This window comes from Sphingomonas sandaracina (genome assembly GCF_036663695.1).
In the GTDB taxonomy this organism is placed as follows: domain Bacteria; phylum Pseudomonadota; class Alphaproteobacteria; order Sphingomonadales; family Sphingomonadaceae; genus Sphingomonas.
In genome coordinates this window covers 16,504-40,985 of sequence record NZ_JAXOJK010000004.1, presented here as the reverse complement: position 1 = coordinate 40,985, position 24,482 = coordinate 16,504, and the positions used below count along the sequence as shown (strand labels likewise).

At 65.6% G+C, this 24,482-nt stretch carries 18 protein-coding genes; 12 read left to right on the top strand and 6 right to left on the bottom strand.

Annotated features, from left to right (window positions below):
* The first annotated feature begins 148 nt into the window (after window positions 1-148).
* The 4 genes from U1707_RS13175 (at window position 149) to U1707_RS13160 (ending at window position 6,494) form a co-directional block, all read left to right on the top strand.
* Window positions 149-1,372, top strand: a complete 1,224-nt coding sequence (locus U1707_RS13175) for a TetR/AcrR family transcriptional regulator (RefSeq protein WP_332800544.1) — start codon at window positions 149-151, stop codon at window positions 1,370-1,372.
* Between the two features lie 59 nt (window positions 1,373-1,431).
* Window positions 1,432-2,787 (top strand): MFS transporter, encoded by a 1,356-nt coding sequence (locus tag U1707_RS13170; protein ID WP_332800543.1) that lies wholly within the window; start codon window positions 1,432-1,434, stop codon window positions 2,785-2,787.
* A 72-nt stretch (window positions 2,788-2,859) separates the two neighbouring features.
* A complete protein-coding gene (locus U1707_RS13165; RefSeq protein ID WP_332800542.1) occupies window positions 2,860-5,274 on the top strand; it encodes a TonB-dependent receptor in 2,415 nt (804 codons plus the stop codon).
* A gap of 11 nt (window positions 5,275-5,285) precedes the next feature.
* Entirely contained in the window at window positions 5,286-6,494 is a 1,209-nt protein-coding gene (locus U1707_RS13160; protein ID WP_332800541.1) for a Ca2+-dependent phosphoinositide-specific phospholipase C, read from the top strand.
* On the opposite strand, the gene U1707_RS13155 is transcribed toward U1707_RS13160, so the two are convergent.
* The 4 genes from U1707_RS13155 to U1707_RS13140 form a co-directional block, all read right to left on the bottom strand.
* Window positions 6,491-7,582, bottom strand: a complete 1,092-nt coding sequence (locus tag U1707_RS13155; RefSeq protein ID WP_332800540.1) for a PepSY-associated TM helix domain-containing protein — start codon at window positions 7,580-7,582, stop codon at window positions 6,491-6,493. The genes U1707_RS13160 and U1707_RS13155 overlap by 4 nt on opposite strands.
* Before the next feature lie 30 nt (window positions 7,583-7,612).
* Complete coding sequence (locus U1707_RS13150; RefSeq protein WP_443025698.1) at window positions 7,613-9,772, bottom strand: TonB-dependent receptor; 2,160 nt, start codon at window positions 9,770-9,772, stop codon at window positions 7,613-7,615.
* 75 nt (window positions 9,773-9,847) lie between these two features.
* Window positions 9,848-10,528 carry a haloacid dehalogenase type II gene (locus tag U1707_RS13145; RefSeq protein ID WP_332800539.1) on the bottom strand — a complete coding sequence of 227 codons (681 nt, stop codon included), beginning with the start codon at window positions 10,526-10,528 and terminating at the stop codon, window positions 9,848-9,850.
* A gap of 127 nt (window positions 10,529-10,655) precedes the next feature.
* Entirely contained in the window at window positions 10,656-11,399 is a 744-nt protein-coding gene (locus U1707_RS13140; protein ID WP_332800538.1) for a dienelactone hydrolase family protein, read from the bottom strand.
* A 296-nt stretch (window positions 11,400-11,695) separates the two neighbouring features.
* Between U1707_RS13140 and U1707_RS13135 the strand changes: the two genes are divergently transcribed.
* The 8 genes from U1707_RS13135 to U1707_RS13100 all read left to right on the top strand — a co-directional run bounded on the left by U1707_RS13135 (window position 11,696) and on the right by U1707_RS13100 (window position 23,359).
* Window positions 11,696-12,274, top strand: a complete 579-nt coding sequence (locus U1707_RS13135; protein ID WP_332800537.1) for an SRPBCC family protein — start codon at window positions 11,696-11,698, stop codon at window positions 12,272-12,274.
* Between the two features lie 31 nt (window positions 12,275-12,305).
* Window positions 12,306-13,484 (top strand): zinc-dependent alcohol dehydrogenase, encoded by a 1,179-nt coding sequence (locus U1707_RS13130; protein ID WP_332800536.1) that lies wholly within the window; start codon window positions 12,306-12,308, stop codon window positions 13,482-13,484.
* Between the two features lie 14 nt (window positions 13,485-13,498).
* Window positions 13,499-14,284 carry an SDR family NAD(P)-dependent oxidoreductase gene (locus U1707_RS13125; protein ID WP_332800535.1) on the top strand — a complete coding sequence of 262 codons (786 nt, stop codon included), beginning with the start codon at window positions 13,499-13,501 and terminating at the stop codon, window positions 14,282-14,284.
* A 124-nt stretch (window positions 14,285-14,408) separates the two neighbouring features.
* Window positions 14,409-15,569: a glycosyltransferase gene (locus U1707_RS13120; protein ID WP_332800534.1), complete on the top strand. Its 1,161-nt coding sequence runs from the start codon at window positions 14,409-14,411 to the stop codon at window positions 15,567-15,569.
* 198 nt (window positions 15,570-15,767) lie between these two features.
* Window positions 15,768-17,969, top strand: a complete 2,202-nt coding sequence (gene glf, locus U1707_RS13115) for a UDP-galactopyranose mutase (RefSeq protein ID WP_443025707.1) — start codon at window positions 15,768-15,770, stop codon at window positions 17,967-17,969.
* Window positions 17,966-20,029 (top strand): glycosyltransferase, encoded by a 2,064-nt coding sequence (locus U1707_RS13110; protein ID WP_332800532.1) that lies wholly within the window; start codon window positions 17,966-17,968, stop codon window positions 20,027-20,029. Before glf ends, U1707_RS13110 begins: the two co-directional genes overlap by 4 nt.
* On the top strand, window positions 20,022-21,122 hold the full coding sequence (locus U1707_RS13105; RefSeq protein ID WP_332800531.1) for a zinc-dependent alcohol dehydrogenase: 1,101 nt from the start codon (window positions 20,022-20,024) through the stop codon (window positions 21,120-21,122). Before U1707_RS13110 ends, U1707_RS13105 begins: the two co-directional genes overlap by 8 nt.
* A complete protein-coding gene (locus U1707_RS13100; RefSeq protein WP_332800530.1) occupies window positions 21,119-23,359 on the top strand; it encodes a glycosyltransferase family 4 protein in 2,241 nt (746 codons plus the stop codon). The genes U1707_RS13105 and U1707_RS13100 overlap by 4 nt, the downstream gene beginning before the upstream one ends.
* Here the strand turns inward: U1707_RS13100 and U1707_RS13095 are convergent.
* Both U1707_RS13095 and U1707_RS13090 read right to left on the bottom strand, forming a co-directional pair.
* Window positions 23,356-23,688 (bottom strand): DUF2218 domain-containing protein, encoded by a 333-nt coding sequence (locus U1707_RS13095; protein ID WP_332800529.1) that lies wholly within the window; start codon window positions 23,686-23,688, stop codon window positions 23,356-23,358. The two genes, U1707_RS13100 and U1707_RS13095, sit on opposite strands and share 4 nt — an antisense overlap.
* Entirely contained in the window at window positions 23,685-24,269 is a 585-nt protein-coding gene (locus tag U1707_RS13090; protein ID WP_332800528.1) for a PadR family transcriptional regulator, read from the bottom strand. Before U1707_RS13090 ends, U1707_RS13095 begins: the two co-directional genes overlap by 4 nt.
* Window positions 24,270-24,482: the final 213 nt, after the last annotated feature.

Sequence of the window (24,482 nt, the reverse complement as noted above, 5' to 3'; positions counted from 1 at the left end):
CTCTGGGACCACAGCCTTAACGTTCGATTTGTCATAATCAGGCGCTACGGCGCGCATCTTAATCCTGTGTGACACTTCCAACCGATGTGACGCCATTCGCGCGGTCGTGACGTTGCGCACGGCGTACGGTGTGCGCTAGCCCGACCGCATGGACGAAAAGGAACCTGTCGGGCGGGACGTCATTGGGCAGGACGCGATCGTCGATGCCGCCATCGACACCATCGTTCGCAACGGCTTGGCCGGATTGACGCTGCGGCCCCTCGCATCGAGTCTTGGGGTCAGCGTCGGCGCGATCTCGGCGCGGATGGGGACCAAGGACCAGCTGATCGACCGCGTAGTCGACCTGGCCGCGCGGCGGGATCAGCATTTCTTCGACCGCTGGATCGATTTTGCCGCGCGTGTCGGCCCGGTCGACAGCGCCGCGCGGGCCGCTGTCGCCGACCTCGCCTTCCGCGACTGGATGACGGCAGGGCGGCGACAGGCGATCTTCCTGATCGAGCTCGTCCATCATCACGCGCTGCTGCAGGCGTCCTCGCGTGCGCTGGATCAATGGCTGACGAGCGCCGGTGCCTTCTGGTCGACATTGATGTTCGGCACCACCGCTCTCGCCGATCTAGCACTCGGCTATGTCCTCGACGAGGCAGGGTTCGCCCTGGGGGCAGGCGACGATCCCGTTTATGCAGTATTGCGCGTGCTGTGCCTGCAACGCTTTGTCGACGGGCTTTTGGCGCGCGGCGACGCGGGCGGTACGGACATCGAGCGGCTGATCGCACTGCTCGAACCCGACGCCCTCCCCAGCCCCAGCCCCAGCCCCAGCCCCAGCCCCGATGATCCGAAACGCCAGCGCATCGCCGACAGCGTCGCCCGGATCATCGTGTCACAAGGCATGAACGCCGCAACGCACCGCGCGGTCGCGCTGGTGGCGGGCGTTCCGGCGTCGACCGTCGTCTATCATTTCGGCGGCCGTGCCGCGTTGGTCGTGGCGGGCCTGCATGCCGTGATCGCACGCTTCCACGGCATGCGCGACCGGACGCGTGCGGAGGGCACCATGCCGGTGGACGATGCGGATACGCGCGACTTGGTCAAGGCGACGTCGATGATCGCACTCGCCAGCGCACGAGAGCCGAGCCTGCGACCCTATGCGATCGACATGCGACGGCGGCGCGGCGAGAATATCCGCGCCGCCGATCTCGCATCGTTCGGGTTCGGGCCGGGGAATGCGGACGGGTTCGACCGCGCGACCGCCCAGGTGCTCTCGATCGCGCTGTTCGGGATGCGGATGACAGCGATGGCCCGCATGCTGCCGGAACGCGCCTGTTACCGCGGCGCATTTGCGGCGCTTGACGCTTGGAACGCCGGCCGGGTTACCTGAACGCGGGGCGTAAGCGGCGCTGTCATCGAACGGGAACATCTGCGGTCTAAGCGACGATCGTGGAATGCGGCCCATCCGACCGGAGCGCGCCGTCGGGCATCCAGATGCTGGCACTGTCGCTGCCCAGCTGGGTCTTCGCCGGCTACGATCTCGCAAGACGCAGCTTCCTAGCGGCCTATCTGTCCTACGATCTGGGTTTGCCGATCGCGATCGTCGGTTGGCTCGTGATCCTTGCCGGTCTCGCCGCGATACCCGCCGAGATGATCGCCGGCGCGCTGTGCGATCGCGGGTCGGCACGCGTGGGGCCCCGCGTGCTTTGGATGCTGTGCGGCACCGGTTTGCTGACGCTTGGCGGCGTTACGATGCTCTACCTCGACCGGACGAGCAGCCTGTCGCTTATCGCGCTCGCCCTGGTTGCGCTCGTGGTCGGCTGGGCGCTGTGCAACGTGACGCATGGCGCGTGGGCGCTGGAGGCTACGCGAGACGGCGCGGGCCGCGCGCGCGTGTTCGGCCTGCGGTCGCTTGCCGGCATTCTCGGGGCGGTGGCGTTCTCGCTGATCGGCGCACTGCACATCGGTCATGCGTCCCCCTTCGCCGCGATCCTGCTGCTGGTGTCGATCGCTGCGCCACTGGCCCATGCCGGACTGATCGCGCTGGTTCCTGACCGCGCCGTGCCCACTATGGCGCCGCGCCGCGGTGCGCTGCTGGAGCCGGTGCGCCTGTTGTTCGCCAATCGCGGCAACCGCCGGCTTGCGAAGCTGTTCGCGCTGAACGGCGCGCATACCGCGATTACCAGCACCGCCTATCTCTACCTCGTCGGCAACGCGCTTGCGCTGCCAGGATGGGGCCCGACAGGTCTTCTGGTTCAGTCGGTCTGCGCGGCGATCGGCATCGGCGTGGCGATCGCCTGGGGATCGCACGTGCCGCCGGCGCGGACGTTGCAGGCCGTATTCTGGGTCAATCTCCTTCTCGCCGTTGCGCTGATCGCGCTTCCCCCCGACCGCCCGATAGCGCTGATGCTATGGACGGCGATCTTCGGGCTGGTGTCCGCAATCGACTTCATGGCGTTGCGGCTCTTGCTGGGCGAGCAGCTCGACCTCGCGGCCCGCAGCGAGGACGCAAACGCCCACGCGGCAGCGCATTATGCCGGCTTCCACCTGCCCTTCAATCTGTGCGGCGCCGTGGCGACTGGCCTGTTGTTCGCCAGCTATCGGCTACTCGGGTTCGACCCGGCAACGTTGCACGGTGCTGAACATCCGTATCTCGCCGCGCAGCTGATGCCGGCCTTGTGTGCCATGCTACTAATGGCGACGTCGATCCGGATGGTCAGCAGCCCCTGTGAAAGCGCCCCGGTTCAACCTTACCTAGACCCCGCCCTGGTCGAACTAAAACTAGCGCAAGCTGAACATCTGTAATTTTCCTGTCACGGAGCGCTCCTAGGGCATCGCAAGACACGCCGACGGATCGACGGCAATTGGGGAACTACAGTGACTATCTCGAAACTCGGACGTTTCCTTTCGGGAACGGCTCTGCTCCTGTCCGGCATGGTCGCTGAACAAGCGTACGCGCAGACCTCACCGCAGACGAACGCAACGCCCGCCGCCAAGGCCGACGCTAGCACGGATGCCGATGGGCTTAGCGACATCGTCGTCACCGCGCAGCGTCGTCTCGAAAAGGCGCAGTCGGTGCCGATCTCGATCACGTCCGTCAGCGGCGAGCAGTTCCAGAAGAGCGGCTATATCGGCCTGACCGACCTCCAATATGTCGTCCCCGGCGTGCAGTATAACCCCACGCAAGGCGCCGCCTTCCAGATCCGCGGCGTCGGCAGTTCGTCGTTCGACCTGTCCAACGCCAAGTCGGTCAACGTCGTCGTCGACGACGTCGTGATGGACAACCAGCGCGACAACGGGCTGATCGGCCTGGTCGACGTCGCGCGGGTCGACGTGCTGATGGGGCCGCAGGGTACGCTGTTCGGCAAGAACTCGACCTCGGGCGTGATCTCGCTGACCACCAACAACCCTGTGATCGGCCAGACGTCTGGCACTTTTTACGGCAGCTATGGCGAGCGCAACGACCGCATCATCAACGGCACCGTAAACGTGCCGATCAGCGACACCGCCGCACTCCGCGTCTCGGCATTCGAGCAAGGACAGGACGGCGCCGGCCGCTACGTCACGATCAACCGCAACCTCAACCGTGTCGACGAATACGGCGTGCGCGCAAAGCTGCTGTACAGGCCGCTCGACAATCTCGAATTCGTGCTCGCGGGCGAATATACCCGGCATTACGACACCTCGGTCCGCACCCCCGTCGGCGGTCCCGCCGGGTCGGTCTTCGCGCCGTCGGCAACGATCACCGCGCAGATGGCCGCGCTCGGCGTGGTGGCGAGCGAGAAGAACACCGATTCCCTCGACAGCTATCTCGGCTCGATCGGCATGACCAACAAGGGCGGCTCGCTGCACGTCAACTACGACCTGGGCGATCTCACGCTGACCTCGATCACCGCGTACCGCGAGACGGTGTACGACAACGACACGCCTGCAGACCTGCTGCCGGCGAACGTCAACGCCTATTTGCCGTTCAACATGGGCCGGCTGAATTCGAACAAGTTCAGCGAGGAGGTCCACATCGCCTCGCCGACCGGTCGCACCGTCGAGTATCTGGTCGGCGGCTTCTACAACAAGCTGAACGCCACGCAGACCCAGCTGCAATGGGGTCCGCTCGGCGCACCGGTGTACGACGCGAACGGCGTCGGAACGCCCACCCTCTCCGCGAACACCGGCGCGAACGATCCAGTAACCGGCGCGCTGCTCGGCAACACGGTGCGCTTCAAGTCGTATAACGAGACGGCGGCGGCGTTTGGCCAGGTCAAGTTCACCGCCACCCCGCAGCTCAGCCTGACGCTGGGCGGCCGCTACAATTACGACTGGAACGGCCAGTCGATCGGCTATTTCAACACCGATCCGCTGCCGATCACCGGCTATTCGCCGATCTTCACCGCGCCCAGCGCAGCGCCGACGGCGGATTTCCGCGACGGTTCGAAAAATGGCGGCAAGTTCACCTACCGGATCGCGCCGCAGTTCGCGATCAACCCGGACGTGATGCTGTATGCGACCTATTCCACCGGCTACAAGCCGGGCGGCATCGCCTTTGTCGGCAACAAGTACAACCCGTACAACTCGGAGACGGTGAAGAGCTGGGAAGCGGGCATCAAGTCCGAATTCCTCAACCGACGCGTTCGACTGAACTTCGATCTCTACTCGTCGAAATACACCGATTTCCAAGCGACGATCCTGACCCCGGTCACGACCGGCATCGGCGGCTTTATCCTCGCCTCCGCGATCGGCAACGCGCCCGGCCTGCGGTCGCGCGGTTTCGAGGCCTCGCTGGCGGTCAAGCCGACGCGCGATTTCTCGATCGGCGGGGCGGTGACGTTCAACGACTCCAAGTTCACCGACTATGTCGCCAGCCCGACCGCCAACTATACCGGCACGCGCCTGACCAACGCGCCGCGCTGGGCGTTCACGATTAACGGCGACTATGGCACCGAAATCTCGTGGGACCTGAAGGTGAAGGCGCATATCGACTATGCGTATCGCAGCAGCACGCAGACCGTCACCGGCGCGCTGCTGGGCGACTGGCTGGCAGCCCCGGTCAAGAACGCCGACGGCACGTCGACGCCGAACGCAAGCTACTCGTTCATCCCCGCCTACGGCCTGGTCAACACGCGCCTGAGCGTCGCCAAGCTCAACGACTCGGTCGAGGTCGGCGTCTACGCCCGCAACCTGTTCAACACCTACTTCTCCACCGGCTACCAGATCTACGGGACGCTGGGGCTGCTGCACTACAGCACGCCGGTCGCGTACCGGACGCTCGGTGGTTACGTGAAGTTCGGATTCTGACGATGGCGTTCATGAAGACAGTCGCCATCGGCCTTGCCGCGACCTGCGCGCTGACCGGTGGCCTCTCCGCGCTCGCCGCTGCCAAGGACAGCACCCCCGAACTGCGGCTCAACCAGATCCAGGTGGTCGGCACGCACAATAGCTATTCGCAAGGCATCGACCCGCGGCTGATGGCGATGGCCGAGCAGATCGTCGGGCCCAAACTGCTCGCGCGCGTGAAAAACCTGACCGGCGTGGCAAAGGCCGCCGCGCTCGAATATCATCCCAACCCCGGCACCCTGAGCCAGGGCCTGAACTATCGCTACACGACGCTCGCCGACCAGCTCGATGCAGGGATGCGCAGCCTCGAGATCGACATCAACAACGATCCCGAGGGCGGCCGCTACAACCATCCTGCCGGCGAGGCCGCGCTCAAGGCCAGGGGGATAACCGACGCGCTGCCCCGCGACACGACCGACATGGACAAGCCGGGCCTCAAGGTCTTCCATATCGCCGATTTCGACGTACGATCGAGCTGCAACCTGTTCCGCACCTGCCTCGGCCAATTGCGTAGCTGGTCCGATGCGCACCCGAACCACGAACCGATCTTCATCCTGGTCGAGGCGAAGAGCGATCCGCTGCCGATCTTCCCCGGCTCGACCAAACTGCTCCCGTTCGACAGCAAGGCGTTCGCGGAAATGGACCAGTCGATCTACGACGTGATCGGCCGCGACCATCTGGTGACGCCCGACCAGGTCCGCGGTACCTATCCGACGCTCGAGGCCGGCGTGCGCGCGCACCACTGGCCGACGCTCGCCGCATCGCGCGGCAAGTTCGTGTTCCTGCTGCTCACCGCGCTCGATCCGATCGCGTTGGCGGCCTATCATCAGGGCCATCCCAATCTCGAAGGCCGCGCCGCCTTCCTGCGCGCCAACCCCGGCGACAGCTATGCCGCGTTCCTGCTGATGGACAATGCGACGATGCGCGCCAAGGAAATTCCCGCGCTGGTCAAGCAGGGCTACCTAGTCCGCGCCCGCGCCGACATCGAGACTTACGAAGCGCGGATCAACGATCCGGCACGCGCGAACCAAGCGTTCCACAGCGGCACGCAGATCGTGTCGACCGACTTCTACAAGCCGGGCAACGGTTACGGCACGCCCTATGTAGTGCGCTTGCCCGGCGGGGGGCCCGCGCGTTGCAATCCGGTCAACACGCGTGCCGGTTGTACGCTGCCGCGCTAACCCTGGACGTTCTCGGCTCTGACGCTTGGCCGCGGCTTCGTCCGCCGCGGTCGTTTGAACCAGAAGCTCCACACGCTCAAAGTTCCGAGCATACCGAGGGCGAGACCTGACAAGGTCATCACCAAGCGGTAGCCGAGGCCACCGATCTTGGCCGCGTGCAACGGATACAGGATGTTGTACGCCGCCACGACGTTCGACAACGATGCTGCATCGCGTGCACCGACCAGCCGGCCGTCATCGGCCGCGAACCACATGGTCGTCCGCCCGTTCGGTAGCCATTCCTGCGGCCGCTTCATGCGGATCGTGACGAGCCCGCTCCCCTTGCGGGGCAGCGACACGCTTCGCAATTCGGCATCGGGAAAGCGCGTGCGTGCCGCGACGATCATGCCGCGCCAGTCGAGATGATCGGCGAGCGCGCCCCCGGGACCCTTGGGTGGCTTCAATGCCGCATCGATCGCTGCCGGAGCGCCGGGTCCGAGGAACACCGCACTGATCGGCCGGAACACCAGCGTCGCGCCGGTGAGCAGCGACAGAACCAGCAACGGCGCCGCGACGATGCCGAGATCGCGGTGATGCCGCACGATCGCCGGACGGCTGAGCCGCTCGGGCAGCAGCCGGAACGCAAACGTACGGCGGGTCCGCCACCAGAGGATCGTTCCCGTGATCACGAACAGCAGCCCGGCGATGCCGGCTAGGCCGATGATCGTCTCGCCGGTATCGCCGGCGAACGCATGATGATGCAGGTCGAACAGCCAGAGTTCCGGCCGCGCCCATTGCGACTGCCACTGGCTGACGATCGTGCCCGCCTGATCGGTATAGGCCCCTGCCCCCTTGCCGAAGTCGAGCCGGTCGAGGCCCAGGTTCGCATTTGCAAACGTGATGCTCTGCGGGCGGATCGCGGGGTTCGCCATCAATCGCTCCGTGGTGTCGGCGAGCAAGCGCGTGTTCTGGATCTGCGCGTCGCCCGCGTGGGGCAGCATGATCCACGCATCGCGGTGAACGAGGATCGCGCCGGTCAGTCCGAGGATGGCAAGGACCAGCCCGAGAAAACCGCCAGCCCAACGATGCAGCGTGTCGAGAAGTGTCATGCCGGAGCGGCGATTCTTGAACCGGCCATCCTAAAACCTAACGTCCCAGCCGAGCGTGATATTGCGACCGCGCCCGGCGAAGAAATGCGCGTTGTCGGTCGGCCGCACCGTGTCGCTGTAATAATCGATGTAGAAGCGATCGAAGATGTTCTGCGCGCTCAGCGTCAGGGCGCCGACCGGCAATGCGTACCGAACGGATGCGTCAGTGATGGTGTACCCGCCAAAGTCGTTTGCGGCGGGCAGTCCGGCATATTTGCGCGCAAGGTAGAGTTGCTGCTGCACCCGTGCGGACACCTTCCCGCGAACATAGCTGGCCGCTAGGTTCAGACGATCGGGCGAAATATTCGCGCCGTCGAGATCGATGTCGACGGTGCCGTCGTCGTTCGAGTCCGTGCGCCCGACCAGATGCGCGAACCCTGTCGACAGTGTCAGCCCCGGAACCGGCATTCGCGCCTCCAGATTGACCTCGACCCCCTGGATTTCGACGCGCTGGCGTTGCGCCTCATAGGCGCCACCGGTGAACACCAGCACCTGGCCGCGCGTACTGGTGGACCAGAAATAGGTCGCGCTCGCGTTCATCGGTCCGCGCTTTACCTCCATGCCGAGTTCGCGGTTGTTCGACACGATGGGGGCGATGTCGACATAGCTGTCCAGATCGACCCCGTCGCGGTTGATCGCGCGCGAGATGCGGCCGACGTCGGGTACGGTGAAACCCTGCGCATAGCTGCCATAGGCGCGGATGCCGGGGACCGGCTCGACGATGACGCCGCCGTTGAACAGCGCCTTGCCGAAACTTGGGCTGCCGCCTGCGACCGCGTGGCTGCCGTACGAAGCGAGCGTCGTATAGTCGTCGATGACGATCCTGACGTTCTCGTAGCGCGCACCGCCCGCGATGCGCACGACCTTGTCGAACAGCGCAAGGTTGACTTGCCCGAACGGCGCTAGGCTGCGGAAGTCGGCGGGTGGCACCCATACGCGGTCGGTAGCGATCAACCGCTGCTCGGTGCGGTCGTACAGTGCGTCGAAGCCGAGTGTCGCGGTCAGCGCCTCGAAGCCGGGAATGCCACGCTCGTAACTGAACTTGCCGCCATATTTGCGCGAGCGGTTCTGCGACTGGTCGAACAGCTGGCCGATCGGTGCGAGCCGCACGTCCTGGAACGTCGCGATCGGCGCGACCTCGCCGCCGAACGTGTCCCGCGACCGGTTGAAGAACACCTGCGTGACGAGGTTGCCGCCCCATAGGTCGGGATCGGTCAGCGACAGCGCGATGCTCTCTGTCCGGTTCGCAGCGGGGTCGCCCGGCGGCGTGCCGCGCACCGACGTGGTCGGTCGGTTGATGCGGAAGTCGCCGTTGCTGGCGATATAGTTGCCACCACCGTTCAGCTCGAACCGGTTGGCGATCAGGTCGATCCGAGCGGTGTCGGTCAGCGCATAGCCGGCGCGCGCGAACACCGACCAACTGCGCGAATCCTGCGTTTCGCCCTGCGTCAGGTCGGTGCCGACGCGGTTGCCGTGCCCGTCGTAGAACGCGCCGCGCTTGTCGTAGGCCGCGCCCGCCATCACGTCGAAGCGCCCCGACTTCCACGCGAGCAGCCCGGCGACCTTGCCGCCCTTGCCGTCGCCATTGAAGCCGGTGTCGGTGGCCCCCTGCACCAGCGCGCGGCCCGACAGCCCCTCGGTGCGCGGCGGTTGCACGGTCACCTGGTTGACGATCCCGCCGGTGCCGCCGATCCCCTGCAACGCGTTCGAGCCGTAGATCAGCTCGACCCGGTCGATGAAGAACGGATCGATCGTGAAGCCGTCGCGCGATCCGTCACGCAGCGGCGTCGACTGCGGAATGCCGTTGATCGCATACAGCGGCGAGCGCCCGCGCAACGTCTCGCCAGCGCCCGACAGCTTCTGCCGCGTCGGCGAGAAGGACGGCGTCAGGTTCGAGACCGCATCGACCACAGACCCACCGATCGCGACCTGCTGATCGAGCGCCGCACGGTCGATCACATCGATCGTCAGCGGCAGCGCGTTGGGCGGCAGGATACTGCGGGTCGCGCTGACGACGATATCCGCGGGCATGTCCGAACGTCGATCATCCGCATCGTCATCGCTGACCGGCGTGCGCAGGGCCTGAGGCCAAGCCGGTGCGGCCGTGCCGATGATCGGCAAGGCGAGGATGACGAGAATTCCAAATCGCATGATGTCCCCCGAGTGCGGGGTGCCCCTACGTCAAGCCCTTCGCTAATGCAACTCGTTCGCATATTATGGCGAGCGTTACAGTCCCGCCGCGATCGCGTAGGCGGCTTCGCTCACCGTGCGACGGATCAGTGTCGGTTGCGGAACATCCGCGAGCACGAGCGGCGCGTTTGCGCCGCGCGTGACCAGGGCGGCCTTCCATCCGAACGACTGCGCGCCGATCGTGTCCCATGTATGCGCCGCGATCAGCCACGTGGCTTCTGCGGCGGATCCCATCGTGTCTTGGACCAGTCGGTACGTTGCCGGGCTGGGTTTGAACTTTCGAACTGTGTCGACCGTGAACCGCCTGTCGAACATCGATCCAAGGTCCGCCTTGTTGAGCGCATCCGGGCCGTCGCTCGCCGGCGAGTTGGTGAGCGTCACGAGCGAAAACCCCGCGTCCTTCAGTACGCCGAGCCCTTCGGCGACATCGGCATGCACCGGCATATCGGCCATGAGGGTGCCTAGTTCGCGGACGTGCTCGTCTGTGATCGCGACGCCGTGTATCTCGCCGATCATATGCAAGACGGCGCCGCCCAGCGTTCCGAACGGCACATAAGGCCCGGCCAGCGACAGCGCCTGGGAATAGAGGATCACCTGCGCGAACCACTCCCGCATCCGTCCAGGAACCGCGAAGATGCGCATGAACAGCGGCTCGAGACTATCGATATCGAGCAGGGTCTCATTGACGTCGAATACTATCAATGGGCGCTTGGTCATGCGGCGGCCTTCCGGAGTTTTGGGATAGCTGGAAGCGTCCTGCCCCATAGCCGGCCGTCCCCGGGCGTCAATGCAGGCGCCAGGGCCGGACGTGCGTTCCGCTTATCCCGGATCGGTTGGAGGCGGGTCAGCCTAAAATGCGGCGATAGAATGCCAGCGTCAGTGCCATCGCCTGCAGGAATAGCGCGGGGTCGTACCGCGGGCCTTCGTCGCGAAGAAACGCATGCTGAGCGTTCATTTCATGCCATTCGTAGGACACGCTCACCTCCTCCAACCGCGCGCGGATCACCGCCCGACCGGCATAGGGAACATGCGGATCCTGCCGCCCCCAGACCAGCATGAGTTCGGCCTTCAGGTCGGCCATGCGCGCCAGACTGTCATCCGAGCGCCCCTCGCCCAGCGTTCCCGAATGGATATCGGTCGGATAGAAACAGGCGGACGCGGACACGCGCGGATCGAGCGCTGCGCGATAGGCGAGATGGCCGCCAAGGCATACCCCGAACGTTCCAAGCCGACCGTTGCACGCCGGATGGGCCAGGAGAGCGGTCAGGGCAGCCTCCCCGTCGGCGTCGAACGCGGCGACGGGCTTGGTGATCTTCAGCGCATTGCCACGATCCGTTCCCGCTTGATCGTAGGTCAGGACCGTCCCCGCCGGCTCGTATTCGTGATAGACCTCGGGCACCGCCACGACATAGCCGTTACCGGCGATCATCGCTGCCAGCCGGCGGATCGGCGCGGTCACCTGATAGATTTCGGAGAACAGGAGCACGCCCGGGAAGCGCCCCTCGATTGCGGGTCGGAACAGGTGCATCCGCATTTGGCCGCTACCGCTCACCGCGACATCCTGGGTCTCGTCGCTGCGCACGATCATCCAACTCATCCTCTGACTGACAGTCTCGGCGTGTCCTTAGCCCAGATCTCGCGTATCAAGACAGCCGCTGAATTTTCCTGCTAACTTCGGTTAACCCTCCCATTTCCGAGCCAAATCTGCGGAACGATCCGGAGACGCTCCTGTTGAGGTTCCGAAGACAAACAGGGTGAAGTTGCCATGACGATTAGGCTCCGTGTCGCAACACTTGCCCAAACGTCCGCGCGCATCATTCTTTGATGCTGAAGGCACCGTCACCCGCGCGAACGAGCCTCCATCTCAGGACAGGATGAACCGACATGACGGACGATACCGTTCATACCGACGACGCGCCACCGACGACCTGGAAAAAGGGCGATGCCCTGGCGGCGTCGGCGATTCCCGACGAAAAGGGCAGTTCAATCGTGGCGCGGGCCGTGACGATCAATCGGCCGGTCGGCGAAGTCTTCGCCTATTTCCGCGACTTTACCAACCTGCCGACCTTCATGGAGAATGTCGAACGGATCGACATCCTCGACGCCACGCGGTCGCACTGGGTCGTGAAGGCGCCAGCTGGCAAGACTGTCGAATGGGACGCCGTCGTCACCGAAGAGACGCAGGACACTGTGATTGCGTGGTCGTCGGAGCCCGGCGCCGATGTCGCCAACAGTGGCCGCGTCGAGTTCCGCGACGCCGGCGCGCGCGGCACCGTCGTCACGGCGACGATCGCCTATGATCCGCCCGCCGGAATCGTCGGCAAGTTGGTTGCCAAGATGTTCCAGCGCGAACCGGCGATTCAGGCACGCCGCGACCTGCGCCGTTTCAAGCAGCTCATGGAAACCGGCGAGATCGCGACCGCGGCGATGAACCGCAAGCAACGTGAAGAGGAGATGGCCTGATGCGCGCAATTCTCATCGAGGAGCGACGCTGATGCGCGCTCTTGCATGGCACGGTAAGCACGACGTCCGCGTCGATACCGTCGACGACCCCGAAATTGTCAATCCGCGCGACTGTATTATCAAGGTAACCGCGACTGCGATCTGCGGCTCCGATCTGCATCTGTACGATGGCTATATCCCGACGATGCAGGCCGGCGACATCCTCGGCCACGAATTCATGGGCGAAGTCGTCGAGGTCGGTGCCAAGTCGACGCTGAAGAAGGGCCAGAAGGTCGTCGTCCCATTCACGATCGCGTGCGGCAGCTGCTATCACTGCGGCAAGCACCAATACTCGGCGTGTGACAACGGTCTGCCCGCCGACAATCAGGACATCGCCCAAGAGCTGTACGGCCAGCCGATGGCCGGTCTGTTCGGCTATAGCCACATGACCGGCGGGTATGCAGGTGGTCAGGCGGAATATGTCCGCGTGCCGTTCAGCGACGTTGGTCCGATCGTCATTCCCGACGGGGTCGAGGACGAGAAGGTGCTATTCCTCTCGGACATCCTGCCGACCGGCTGGATGGCGGCGGAGAATGCGCAGATCGAGCCCGGCGATACCGTCGCAGTCTGGGGCTGCGGCCCGGTCGGGTTGTTCGCGGTGCAGTCGGCGTTCCTGATGGGCGCCGAGCGAGTCATCGCGATCGACCATTTCCCACATCGCCTCGACCTCGCCAAGAAGTTCGGCGCCGAGACGATCAATTACGAGGAAAGCGCGGTCTATGAGGCGCTGATGGTGATGACCGGAGGGATCGGTCCCGATGCGGTAATCGACAGCGTCGGGCTGGAGGCTCACGGTTTCTTTGTCGACAACGTGATCGACCAGATCAAGGCCTCGACCTTCCTCGGCACCGATCGCGCGCATTCGATCCGCCAGGCGATCATTGCCTGCCGCAAGGGCGGTCGCGTGTCGATGCCCGCGGTGTATGGCGGGTTCATCGACAAGTTCCCGCTCGGCGCGTTGATGGAAAAGGGGCTGACGCTCAAGACCGGCCAGACGCACGTCCAGCATTACATGCCCGCGCTGCTCAACGCGATCATGGAGGGCAAGATCGACACGACCTTCCTGATCTCGCACCGGATGGACCTGGAGGACGCGCCCATGGGCTATGACATGTTCAAGAACAACCAGAACGAAGTGACCAAGGTCGTGCTCAAGCCCGGCTTCAATTGAGAGGATTGGACGATATGGCCGGTAAATTCGCGATCATCACCGGGGCCTCGACGGGCATCGGTTTCGAACTCGCCACGCTCGCGGCGAAGGACGGCTACGACATCCTCGTCGTCGCCAACGAAGCACTGATCCAGTCCGCTGCCGCCGACTTCAAGCAGTTCGGCACCGACGTGACGGCGGTCGAGGCGGATCTGTCGACGATCGAGGGCGTCGATGCGCTTCTCGCCGCGACCGCCGGGCGGAAGGTGGACATCTTGTGTGCCAATGCCGGCCACGGTCTCGGCCATGGCTTTCTCGACCAGAAAGTCGACGACTGGCGCAACGTGATCGACACCAACATCACGGGCACGCTGTACCTTCTTCAGAAGGTGATGCCGGCGATGGTCGCGCGTAACGATGGCAAGGTGCTCGTGACCGGGTCGGTCGCAGGCTACATCCCCGGCGCTTTCCAGGCGGTATACAACGGCTCGAAGGCGTTCATTGACAGCTTCACCGAGGCGCTGCGTAACGAGATCAAGGATGCGGATGGCGTCACGCTGACCACGCTGATGCCCGGCCCGGTCGATACCGAATTCTTCGATCGCGCCGACATGAACGACACCGACGTCGGCACGGATCCGAACAAGAGCGATCCGGCCGATGTCGCCAAGGACGGCTGGGACGCGCTGATGGGTGGCAAGGCATCGATTTTCTCCGGTTGGAAGACCAAGGTTCAGGGGGTGCTTGCCAACGTCATCCCCGGATCGGTGCTCGCCGAACAGCATCGCAAGATGGCCGAGCCGGGCAGCGCCAAGGACTGATCCGCACGTCGACACGCGTGCTGCGGGTCAGATGCAGGCCTGGCCCCAATGGGGCCAGGCCTGCATCACTTTCACACCGGACCAACGGCGTTCCGGGATCGCGCGATACCGGGGGGGGGGACACATGGCGATACCATTGACGGCTCGGAAATCGGTCGTCGTCATCAGCGACTGGATCGAGGGCGCATTCCCGGAGAAAAGCCGTCAGCAATCTGCGCCGTTACCGTCGCACGCGGTAGATCCGGCGTGCCTGCCGTGGACCGGCGATCTCGCGCGCGCGGACGTGACGGGCGGGTATCTGGAGCGCCTGCCGCTTGCCCTAGTCGCCGCTGGCGCCGTCGATCAGGCCGAGATCTGGCATTACTGGCGCGGTGACGATCAGCCACCGTTCCGGCGGGACAATGCGGTTCTCGCGCGGCGCGCATTTCGAATCGACGACGAGTATGTGCCGTTTGTCTCGTCGCAAATGAATGCGTTCGTGCGGACGTTCGGCGCGCCGCATATTCTCGTCATACTGGGACTCGGCGTCGCCCCCGAACTGCTCGACCTGTGTGCGGACAGCATCATCATCTACAATTCGATCGACGCGCCCGCGTTGCGCGTTCCCCCGGACGTCAGCGAACGGTTCGATCTCGTCCTGACGGGCGCACAATGGCAGTCCGACGAGGTCGAGGCCCGCCACCCCGGCATGCCGACCGCGATCCTGCCGATCGGTCCAGAGTTCGCCGCGACCGACCAGTTCCGCCCGCTCGACACGCCCAAGGATGTCGACCTGATCTACGTTGCCGCCGCGCAACCGTACAAGCGCCACGACATCCTGTTCGGTGCGCTCGCGCAACTGCCGCGCGATGTGCGTGCGCTCTGCGTCTTCGGGTACGGCGAGGATGGCGACGCGCTGCGCAACCGTGCCCGCGACCAAAATCTCTCGATAGAATTCGTCGGGCCGCCCGGCGTGCCGATCGACGAGGTCAACCGGCTGATGAACCGCGCGAAGTTCGGCGTGGTGTGTGGCATCAACGACGGCGCGCCCGCGATCCTCACCGAATACATGCTGGCCGGTTTGCCCGTGCTCGCGAATGCCGACCTGCGCTGCGGACTGCAATTCATCCTGCCCGAGACGGGGATCACGGCTTCAACAGATGGGTTTGCCGACGCGATCATGACGCTGCGCTATACTTGGAGCGATTTCAGGCCGCGAAACACCGTCCTTGCACGATGGACATGGCCGCACAGCGTTGCCCGGCTTACCCAGATTATCGGGCAAATTCATGATTTAAAGCAATGACAATTGCATAGCGGCCTTCGGCGAGTCGGCATAGGTTTGCACCCTCACGCGGATGACCGCGGATTCGCGGATTGGAAGAGCGTGCACGGCATCGGACCTACCCCCAGCCTTTACACTATCGACGATGCCGGGCCGCCGCCGCTGATCTGCTTCTCACACCTCCGCTGGGATTTCGTCACCCAGCGTCCGCAGCACCTGATGAAGCGGTTCGCGCAAGCCCAGAGCGTGTTCGTCTGGGAAGAACACATCCCCTGCGATCATCCGCTGCCCTTCCTCGAACACCACCCGTTTCCCGCCGATAACGTGATAGCGTTGCGTCCTCGCCTCCCGCATTGGTGGAACGCCGAGCAGGTCGAGGCGGGCTTGCGGCAACTCCTCGACATGCTGGTCGCGACGAGCATTCGCGCCAAGCCTTTGCTCTGGTTCTACACCCCGATGATGCTCCCGTTCGCCGAGCATCTCGACGCCGCCGCGGTCGTCTACGACTGCATGGACGAGCTGTCCGCCTTCCGCTTTGCCGACCCCGCCTTGCTCGACCGCGAAGCGCGACTGCTCGCGCGCGCCGACCTCGTCTTCACCGGCGGCTACAGCCTCTACGAAGCCAAGCGCGGCCGTCACTGCGACGTCCACGCCTTCCCCTCGGCGGTCGACGTCGCGCATTTCGCCCAAGCCCGCGCCGGCAACAGCGAACCCGAAGACCAGCGTCAAATCCCCGGCCCGAAGCTCGGCTTCTTCGGCGTCATCGACGAGCGCATCGACTTAGCGTTGCTCAACGCGGTCGCTGCTGACCGACCCGACTGGTCGTTCGTGATGATCGGCCCGGTCGTGAAGATCGACCCCGCGCACCTGCCACGCCGCGCGAACATCCACTGGCTCGGCGGCCGCAGTTACAATGAACTCCCTGCCTATCTCTCCGGCTGGGACGTCGCGCTGATGCCGTTCGCGATCAACGCCGCGACACGCTTCATCAGCCCGACCAAGACACCGGAATATCTCGCCGGCGGCTTGCCCGTCGTCTCGACACCGATCGTCGACGTGATCCGACATTACGGTGACGCAACAGCCGTCTCGATCGCCGCCGACGCACCCGCGTTCGTCACCGCCTGCGAAGCCGCGCTTGCCCTCCCCCGCGATGGCGCCTGGCGCGACGAAGCCGACCGCCTGCTCGCCACGCAATCCTGGGACCGCACGCAAACCGCCATGGCCACCGAGATCGACCGCGTCCTCCACGCGAAACGCACCTTCCGCGCCGCCCCGAAGCGCGAACGCTACGACACGCTGATCGTCGGCGCGGGGTTCGCCGGCGCGGTCCTAGCCGAGCGGCTCGCAGCGGACAGCGGCCAGCGCGTCCTTGTCGTCGACCGCCGCCCGCACATCGGCGGCAACGCCTATGACGAGCATGACGCGGCGGGCGTGCTGGTCCACCGCTACGGCCCGCACATCTTCCACACCAATTCCGCCGACGTGTTCGACTATCTGTCGCGCTTCACCGACTGGCGCCGGTACGAACACCGCGTGCTTGCCAGCGTCGACGACAAGCTCGTGCCGATGCCGATCAACCGCACCACATTGAACGCACTCTACGGCCTGTCACTCGATGACGATGCGGAAGCCGCCGCCTTTCTCGCCAGCCGCGCGGAATCGGTCGAGGACATCCGCACGTCCGAGGACGTCGTCGTCGCCGCGGTCGGGCGCGATCTCTACGAGACGTTCTTCCGAGGCTATACGCGGAAGCAATGGGGCCTCGACCCGTCCGAGCTCGACCGCGCCGTCACCGCGCGCGTACCGACCCGCACCTCGACCGACGACCGCTATTTTACCGACAAATTCCAGGCGATGCCTGCCAACGGCTACACCCGGATGTTCGAGGCGATGCTCGACCACCCCGGCATCACGCTCGATCTCGGCGTGGAATACCGCGACGTGATCGACCGCGTTGACGTCGACCACATCGTCTTCACCGGCCCGATCGACGAGTATTTCGACTTCCGCTTCGGCAAGCTCCCCTATCGCAGCCTCCAGTTCCGCCACGAGACGCACGACGTCGCGCAGTTCCAGCCGGTCGCGGTCGTCAACTATCCCGACGAAGCCGTGCCGCAGACGCGCATCACCGAGTACAAGCATTTGACCGGACAGCTCCACGCGAAGACCAGCATCAGCTACGAATTCCCCAGCGCGGAAGGCGACCCGTATTACCCGATCCCCCGCCCCGAGAACCAGGCGCTGTTCAAACGCTACGAGGCGCTAGCGGATGCCGAGGAAGGCGTGACCTTCGTCGGCCGGCTGGCGACGTATCGCTACTACAATATGGACCAGGTCGTGGGGCAAGCACTCGCCACCTATCGCCGTATGGTCGCGAAGTCCGCCGTCCTTGACCCCCCCGTGATGGCCGCCGAATGACCCGTATCTGCCTGCTGACCGACAGCCTTGCCCCGTCCGGCGTCGGCGCACACATGATGACGCTCGCCGAAGGACTGGGCGGAGACGAGATCGTCGTCGCCGCGCGGCCCGGCACCGGTTTACTAGAACACGCCGCCGCCAAGGGTTATGCGGTAAAAGCGCTCGATGACGATGCCAACCTTGCTCGCTGGCTAGACCGCGCCGCGCCCGACATCGTCCACGTCCACGCCGGTATCGGCTGGGAAGGCCACGCCGCCGTCCGCGCTGCGCACGCGGCGGGCGTGCCCGTGGTCCGCACCGAGCACCTCCCCTATCTCCTCACCGACCCCGCCCAACGCGACGAACACCGCGACACCTCAGCCGCGCTCGCACGCCTGATCTGCGTCTCGGACGCAGTCGGCGACAGCCACCGCGCAGCCGGCGTCGATCCAGCACTCGTCGCGACGATCCACAACGGAGTCGGCGCACACAGCCCCTCGCGCTCGCGCGACGTCATCCGCGACGAATGGGGCGTCGGCAATGCCCCCGTCCTCCTGATGGTCGCGCGCTTCGCCGAGCAAAAAGGCCACGCGCTCCTGCTCGACGCGCTGCCCGCGATCCGCGCCGCGCATCCAGACGTGATCGTGCTGCTCGCCGGCGAAGGGCCCCTCCTCACCCAGACTGCACGAGCGATCGCAGCGAAAGGCCTGGCCGGCACAGTCCGCATGCTCGGCACCCGCAGCGATGTCGCCGACCTGATGACACTCGCCGACCTGCTCGTCCTGCCCTCCGCATTCGAAGGCCTACCGCTGGTCGCGCTCGAGGCGATGGCCGCGGGTCTCCCCGTCGTCGCCACCGTCGCACCCGGCAACGCCGAAGCGATCGAGGACGGCGTCACCGGTCGCCTGACCGCCGCGGACCCGCCCAGTTTCGCCGATGCCGTCGTCACGCTGCTAGCCGACCGCGACAGCCTGAAAGCAATGGCCAGCGCCGCGATCGAGCGCCAGCAGGACCTATTCTCGGCCGATCGTATGATCGCCGACACGCGCGCGGTCTACGCCGCCGTGGAAGACCAAAACACAAAGGGAGACGGCGTGGAGCGGACACGGATCGGGTTCATCGGCGCGGGCGGTATCGCCAACCGCCATTTCGGCGTGCTGGAGCAGTTCGACGACGTCGCGATCGTCGCGGTCGCCGACGTCGACATGGCGCGCGCCACCGAAGCCGCCGCCCGCTTCGGCGCGCGTGCGTTCGACGATGCGTCCGCGATGCTGGCGGCCGTCGAGCTCGACGCGCTCTACATTTGCGTGCCGCCGTTCGCGCACGGCGAACCCGAACGCCTAGCGATCGAGCACACGCTGCCGTTCTTCGTCGAGAAGCCCGTCGCGCTCGACCTCGGCACCGCGGAGGACGTCGCCGCCGCCGTCGACCGGCTCGGCCTCGTCACCGCGGTCGGCTATCACTGGCGCTATCTCGATACCGTGGACGAGGTGAAGGCGCTGCTCTCCGCCACCCCCGCCCGCCTCCTGTCGGGCTATTGGCTTGACTCCACCCCACCGCCGCGCTGGTGGTGGAAGAAGGACGCATCGGGCGGACAGATGCTCGAACAGACGACGCATCTCGTCGATCTCGCACGCTATCTCGTCGGCGACGTCGTCCGCGTCTACGGCCAGTCGGGCCACATCGACCGCGCCGCCTTCCCCGGCCTCGACGTCGCCACCACCAGCACCGCGATGCTCACCTTCGCCAGCGGCGCGATCGCCAACTTCGCATCGACCTGCCTGCTCAACTGGAACCACCGCGTCGGCCTCCATTTGTTCGGCGAAGGCCTCGCGATCGAACTCACCGACCGCGACGTCATGATCGACATCGGCCGCGGTCGTCCGGTCCGCGGCACCGGCAGCGATCCGGTCGTGCTGGAGGATCGCGACTTCATCGATGCGGTCCGTGGGGGCGAGAACCGCATCCGCTGCCCCTACCCCGCCGCGCTCGAAACGCTCCGCCTCGCGCTGGCGATCGAACGCTCCGCCGTCGAAGGTCGCGCGATCGACGTTCGCGAGCGGGAGGTGATCCATGTCTGAGTGGCGCCACGTCCGCTCGCTCGGCGTCGAACGTCCCGGTCAGGCCTATTTCTTCGGCTATGACGAAGCACCCCCAGGCGACGGCCAGGTCCGGCTCGACTTGCTCTACACCGGGTTTTCCGCCGGGACCGAGCTCACCTTCGTCAAGAACAGCAACCCGTATCTCCACTCGCGCTGGGACGCAGGCCGCGGCGTCTTCGTCCCCGGCGAGCCGAGCGCGCACTATCCGGTGCCGTTCCTCGGCTACATGGAATGCGCGCGCGTCAGCGACAGCCGGGTCGACGATTTCGCCAACGGCGACGTCGTCGGCACGGTGTTCGGGCACAAGACCGGCCACACCGCGGACCCGTTCAACGACCTGCTGACCAAGCTCCCAGCCGAGCTCGATCCGATCCTCGGCATCTATATCGGCCAGATGGGTCCGATCGCCGCCAACGGCATTCTCCACGCGGACGCCGAACTACTGGGACCCAACGTCGTCAACCTCGGCGACGGCATCCGCGGCCGCCCCGCGCTGGTGATCGGCGCAGGCATCGTCGGCATGCTGACCGCCTTGTTCGCACAAGCTGCCGGCGCAAGCGAGGTCGTGATCGCCGACCCCTCCCCCTTCCGTCGCCTGCGCGCCGAATGCCTCGGCATTACCGCGATGACCGAGGACCAGGCCTGGGCGTACGCCAAGGCGCGCTGGCTCCACGGCGGCGACGATCGCGGTGCGGACGTCGTGTTCCAGACTCGCGCCGACGCCGCCAGCCTCCACGCCGCGATGCGCGCGCTGAGGCCGCAGGGCACCGTGATCGACCTCGCCTTCTACCAGGGCGGCGCGGACAGGCTGCGGCTCGGCGAGGAATTCCACCACAACGGCCTCAACCTACGCTGCGCGCAGATCAACCGCGTTCCCCGCGGGCTCGGCTTCCAATGGGACCGCCGCCGCCTCGCCAACGAGACGGTGAAGCTCCTCCTCGCCCGCGGCTCCGAAATCCGCGCGCAGCTCATCACGCACGTCGTGCCCTACGACGACGCCCCCAAGTTCATCGCGAAGCTGGTCGGCGAGCGGCCCGAATTCCTCCAGATCGTGTTCAAGGTCGGCGATTGAGTACCGTACTCACTGTCGACGCCCGCCCGATCCGCATCCTGTTCGTCTTCGCCTGGCTCGTGGTCGGCGGCGAGGAAACGGAGGTGCGCCTGCTCGCCCAGGCGCTGGACCCGACGCGCTACCGGATCGAGGTCGTCGCCTGCTTCCGAAAAGACGGCATGCCCGAACAGACGCACGCGCAGTTGGAAGTGATCGGCGTCCCCGTCGACCGCACGCCCTACGCACTCGGCTTCGACGAGACCGTCGCCTACCTCGCGAGCAAGCTGCCCGCGTACGACGTGGTCGTCTCGTGCCAGAACGTCGCGGACATCTATCCCGCGCTCGAACGCATGCACCTCCGCCCGCCATTGATCGAGCATGGCGGCCTCGTCTCCGAAGCGCTCGCCGGCCCCAAGCATTTCACCACGCGCTATGTCGGCGTCTGCGCCTCGATCCGCGACGCCGCCGCGAGCCGCATGCCCGGCCGCGAACAGCACGCGATCGAGATCCCATCGATGGTCGACACGCGCGCCTTCGACCCCGTGCGCCGCGCCCCCATCCGTGCGACGCTAGGGATCGCCGAAGACGTACCGTTGATCGGCTGGCTAGGCCGGCTCGACCCGAAGAAACGCGTCGAGGACTTCATCGAAGCCGCCGCGCTCGTCCACGCCCGCCACCTCCGGGCGCGTTTCGTCATCATCGGCGGACCGGACGCCTTCATCCCCGAATACGCCGCCGCACTCCGCAACCGCGCGCACGCGCTCGGCCTCGACACCGCACTGACCTTCCTCGGCGACCGCGACGACGTGCCCGACCTACTCGCCGCACTCGACATCTTCGTCTGGCTATCCCGCGGCGAAGGCATGCCGCACGTCATCGCCGAAGCCGGCGCCGCACGCCTCCCCGTCATCGCAACGCGCGACAACGGCTCCGAACAACAGATCGTCGACGGAGCCAGCGGCCTGTTCGTGCCCCACGAAGACCCGCCCTCAGTTGCCGCTGAGATCACGAAACTCATCGAAGACCCAACGCTCCGGACCCGCCTCGGCACGGCCCTCCGCGCCAAGGTCGACAGCGAATATGCCGTCGCCGCCGTCGTCCCCCGCTGGAAAACCCTGTTCGCCGAAGTCCTGTCCGACCGGCCGCCCCTACCCCACCCAACCGGACTCTTCCGCAGCGTCCTGCAAGGCGGCTTCGAATCCTCCACCCACCGCCGCGCGCACGACCGCAAGCGCGTCGACGTCATCGCCGCCAGCCATCACGACACCCTCGCCGCGCACGATTACAGCGAACTCGCCAAGCTCGGCATCCTGACCGTTCGCGACGGCCTGCGCTGGCATCTGATCGAACGCGAACCCGGCATCTACGACTGGTCCAGCCTCGATCGCCAGCTGGAAGCCGCCAAGGCGATCGGCACCGAAGTCATCTGGGACCTGCTCCATTACGGCTGGCCCGACGACATCGATATCTGGACGCCCGCCTTCGTCACGCGCTTCGCCGCCTTCGCCGCCGCCGCCGCGCGCCACATCGGCCCGGCCGCGCCCGGCGAGACCCGCTTCTACGCCCCCGTCAACGAGATCTCGTTCTTCGCCTGGGGCGGCGGCGACGCAGCCTATCTCAACCCGTTCGCGCGCGGCCGGGGCTACGAACTCAAAGTCCAACTCGCCCGCGCCTCGATCGCCGCGATGGAGGCGATCCTCGCGGTCGACCCCGCCGCAAGGTTCGTCCACGCCGACCCGGTCATCAACGTCATCACCGACCCCGCCCGCCCGAACGACGCCCCCGCCGCCGAAGGCCACCGCCTCGCACAATACCAGGCGTGGGACATGATCGCGGGCAAAGCCTGGCCCCAGATCGGCGGACGCGCGCCATTGCTGGATATCGTCGGCGTCAATTTCTACCACAACAACCAGTGGATCCACGGCGGCCCGCCATTGTCGTACGACCACCCCCTCAGCCGCCCGCTCCACGCGATCCTCGCCGACGCCTATGCGCGCTATGGCCGCCCGATCTTCATCGCCGAAACCGGCATCGAAGGCAGCGCCCGCCCTGCGTGGCTGCGCATGATCCTGCGCGAGGTGAAGATCGCCCAGTCGCTCGGCGTCCCAATCGAAGGCGTATGCCTCTACCCCATCCTCGATCACCCCGGCTGGGACGACGATCGGTACTGCCCCAATGGTTTGATTGTCGGCTCCCCAGATACCGCGCAGCGCGTACCTTATCGTCCTCTCGAGGAGGTTATCCGGCAGGCGAACTAGGCGAGCCCTGCCGTGTTCGTCGACAACGCCCCCACTGCCCAATCGAACGTCAGCGGCGCCTCGCGGAACGCAAATCGATCGAGGTGACTCGCTACCACGCGGCGCATCCGGTCGACGTCCTCGCCCGCCGGCACCGTCAAGGCGACATCGAGCGCGTCGGTATCCGCGTGCATCTCCACGATCGCGCCGTTCGGAAACGTGATGCGCCCTTCTTCCTCCGAGAAGATCACCTCCATCTTGTGGCTCCAATGCTTGGCGAGCTGCTGAAGATATCTGCTCGCGGAGCGCGTCGGCACGCGGGCGACCGAAATGGTGGACGACGCGCTCACTTGAGCCGCTCGATCTTCTGTGCCGCCTCGTCGAGCAGCCCCGCGACCGCGTGCAGCGTATCCTCGTCGACATCCTCGCGCATCAGCCGCGTCTGCAGCACCTGCCGCAGATTGCCCATCGCGCGGCGGATCGGCGCACCATCGGTCCGTTCGGACTCGGCGCCCACTGCCGCCAGCCGGGCGAACAACGCCCCGAGTATCTCCGCATTGTCCTTAAGGATTTGGCGTCCCTCGTCGGTCACCGCGAAGCGCTTCTTGGCGCCCTCAGATTTCTGCTCTTCGATCAGCCCCATGTCGTCGAGCGTGCTGAGCGTGGGATAGATCACGCCCGGGCTCGGCGCATAGCTGCCGCCTGCGAGCCCTTCGATCTCGCGGATCAGGTCGTAGCCGTGACGCGGTGCATCCCCAATCAGCTTCAACAGGACCAGCTTCATCTCGCCGCCGTCGAACACCCGGCGACCGCGGCCCCTTGGCCCCCCGCCGCCCTTCCAATGCCCATGGTCGTCGCCATGCTCGCGGCGACCGTGTCCGCCATGGCGGGGACCACCGCCCCATGCTCCAAATCCTGTACCGTCACGCATTCGAATGTTTCCAATATAATGTTTTTCGATAGTCTGCGATATATCTTAGAATATCCGAAGTTCAAGGAACGCGCTGAAATTTATTCCGTCGGCCCGTGGTTCGAACGGTGCAGCCGCTAGCGTGGCGAGGGTTAAATGTCGGCTGGCGGCCTATTATGTGCGCTGTGTCGGCCGCATACCGCAGCAAACGCGGTTGCTCCGAGCACCCCTACC

Bases quoted from the DNA above. Each gene is read 5' to 3' on its own strand.
- U1707_RS13175 (WP_332800544.1), top strand. From the start codon at position 149: ATGGACGAAAAGGAACCTGTCGGGCGGGACGTCATTGGGCAGGACGCG.
- U1707_RS13160 (WP_332800541.1), top strand. From the start codon at position 5,286: ATGAAGACAGTCGCCATCGGCCTTGCCGCGACCTGCGCGCTGACCGGT.
- U1707_RS13155 (WP_332800540.1), bottom strand. From the start codon at position 7,582: ATGACACTTCTCGACACGCTGCATCGTTGGGCTGGCGGTTTTCTCGGG.
- U1707_RS13150 (WP_443025698.1), bottom strand. From the start codon at position 9,772: ATGCGATTTGGAATTCTCGTCATCCTCGCCTTGCCGATCATCGGCACG.
- U1707_RS13145 (WP_332800539.1), bottom strand. From the start codon at position 10,528: ATGACCAAGCGCCCATTGATAGTATTCGACGTCAATGAGACCCTGCTC.
- U1707_RS13140 (WP_332800538.1), bottom strand. From the start codon at position 11,399: ATGATCGTGCGCAGCGACGAGACCCAGGATGTCGCGGTGAGCGGTAGC.
- U1707_RS13135 (WP_332800537.1), top strand. From the start codon at position 11,696: ATGACGGACGATACCGTTCATACCGACGACGCGCCACCGACGACCTGG.
- U1707_RS13130 (WP_332800536.1), top strand. From the start codon at position 12,306: ATGCGCGCTCTTGCATGGCACGGTAAGCACGACGTCCGCGTCGATACC.
- U1707_RS13125 (WP_332800535.1), top strand. From the start codon at position 13,499: ATGGCCGGTAAATTCGCGATCATCACCGGGGCCTCGACGGGCATCGGT.
- U1707_RS13120 (WP_332800534.1), top strand. From the start codon at position 14,409: ATGGCGATACCATTGACGGCTCGGAAATCGGTCGTCGTCATCAGCGAC.
- glf (WP_443025707.1), top strand. From the start codon at position 15,768: ATGAAGCGGTTCGCGCAAGCCCAGAGCGTGTTCGTCTGGGAAGAACAC.
- U1707_RS13110 (WP_332800532.1), top strand. From the start codon at position 17,966: ATGACCCGTATCTGCCTGCTGACCGACAGCCTTGCCCCGTCCGGCGTC.
- U1707_RS13105 (WP_332800531.1), top strand. From the start codon at position 20,022: ATGTCTGAGTGGCGCCACGTCCGCTCGCTCGGCGTCGAACGTCCCGGT.
- U1707_RS13090 (WP_332800528.1), bottom strand. From the start codon at position 24,269: ATGCGTGACGGTACAGGATTTGGAGCATGGGGCGGTGGTCCCCGCCAT.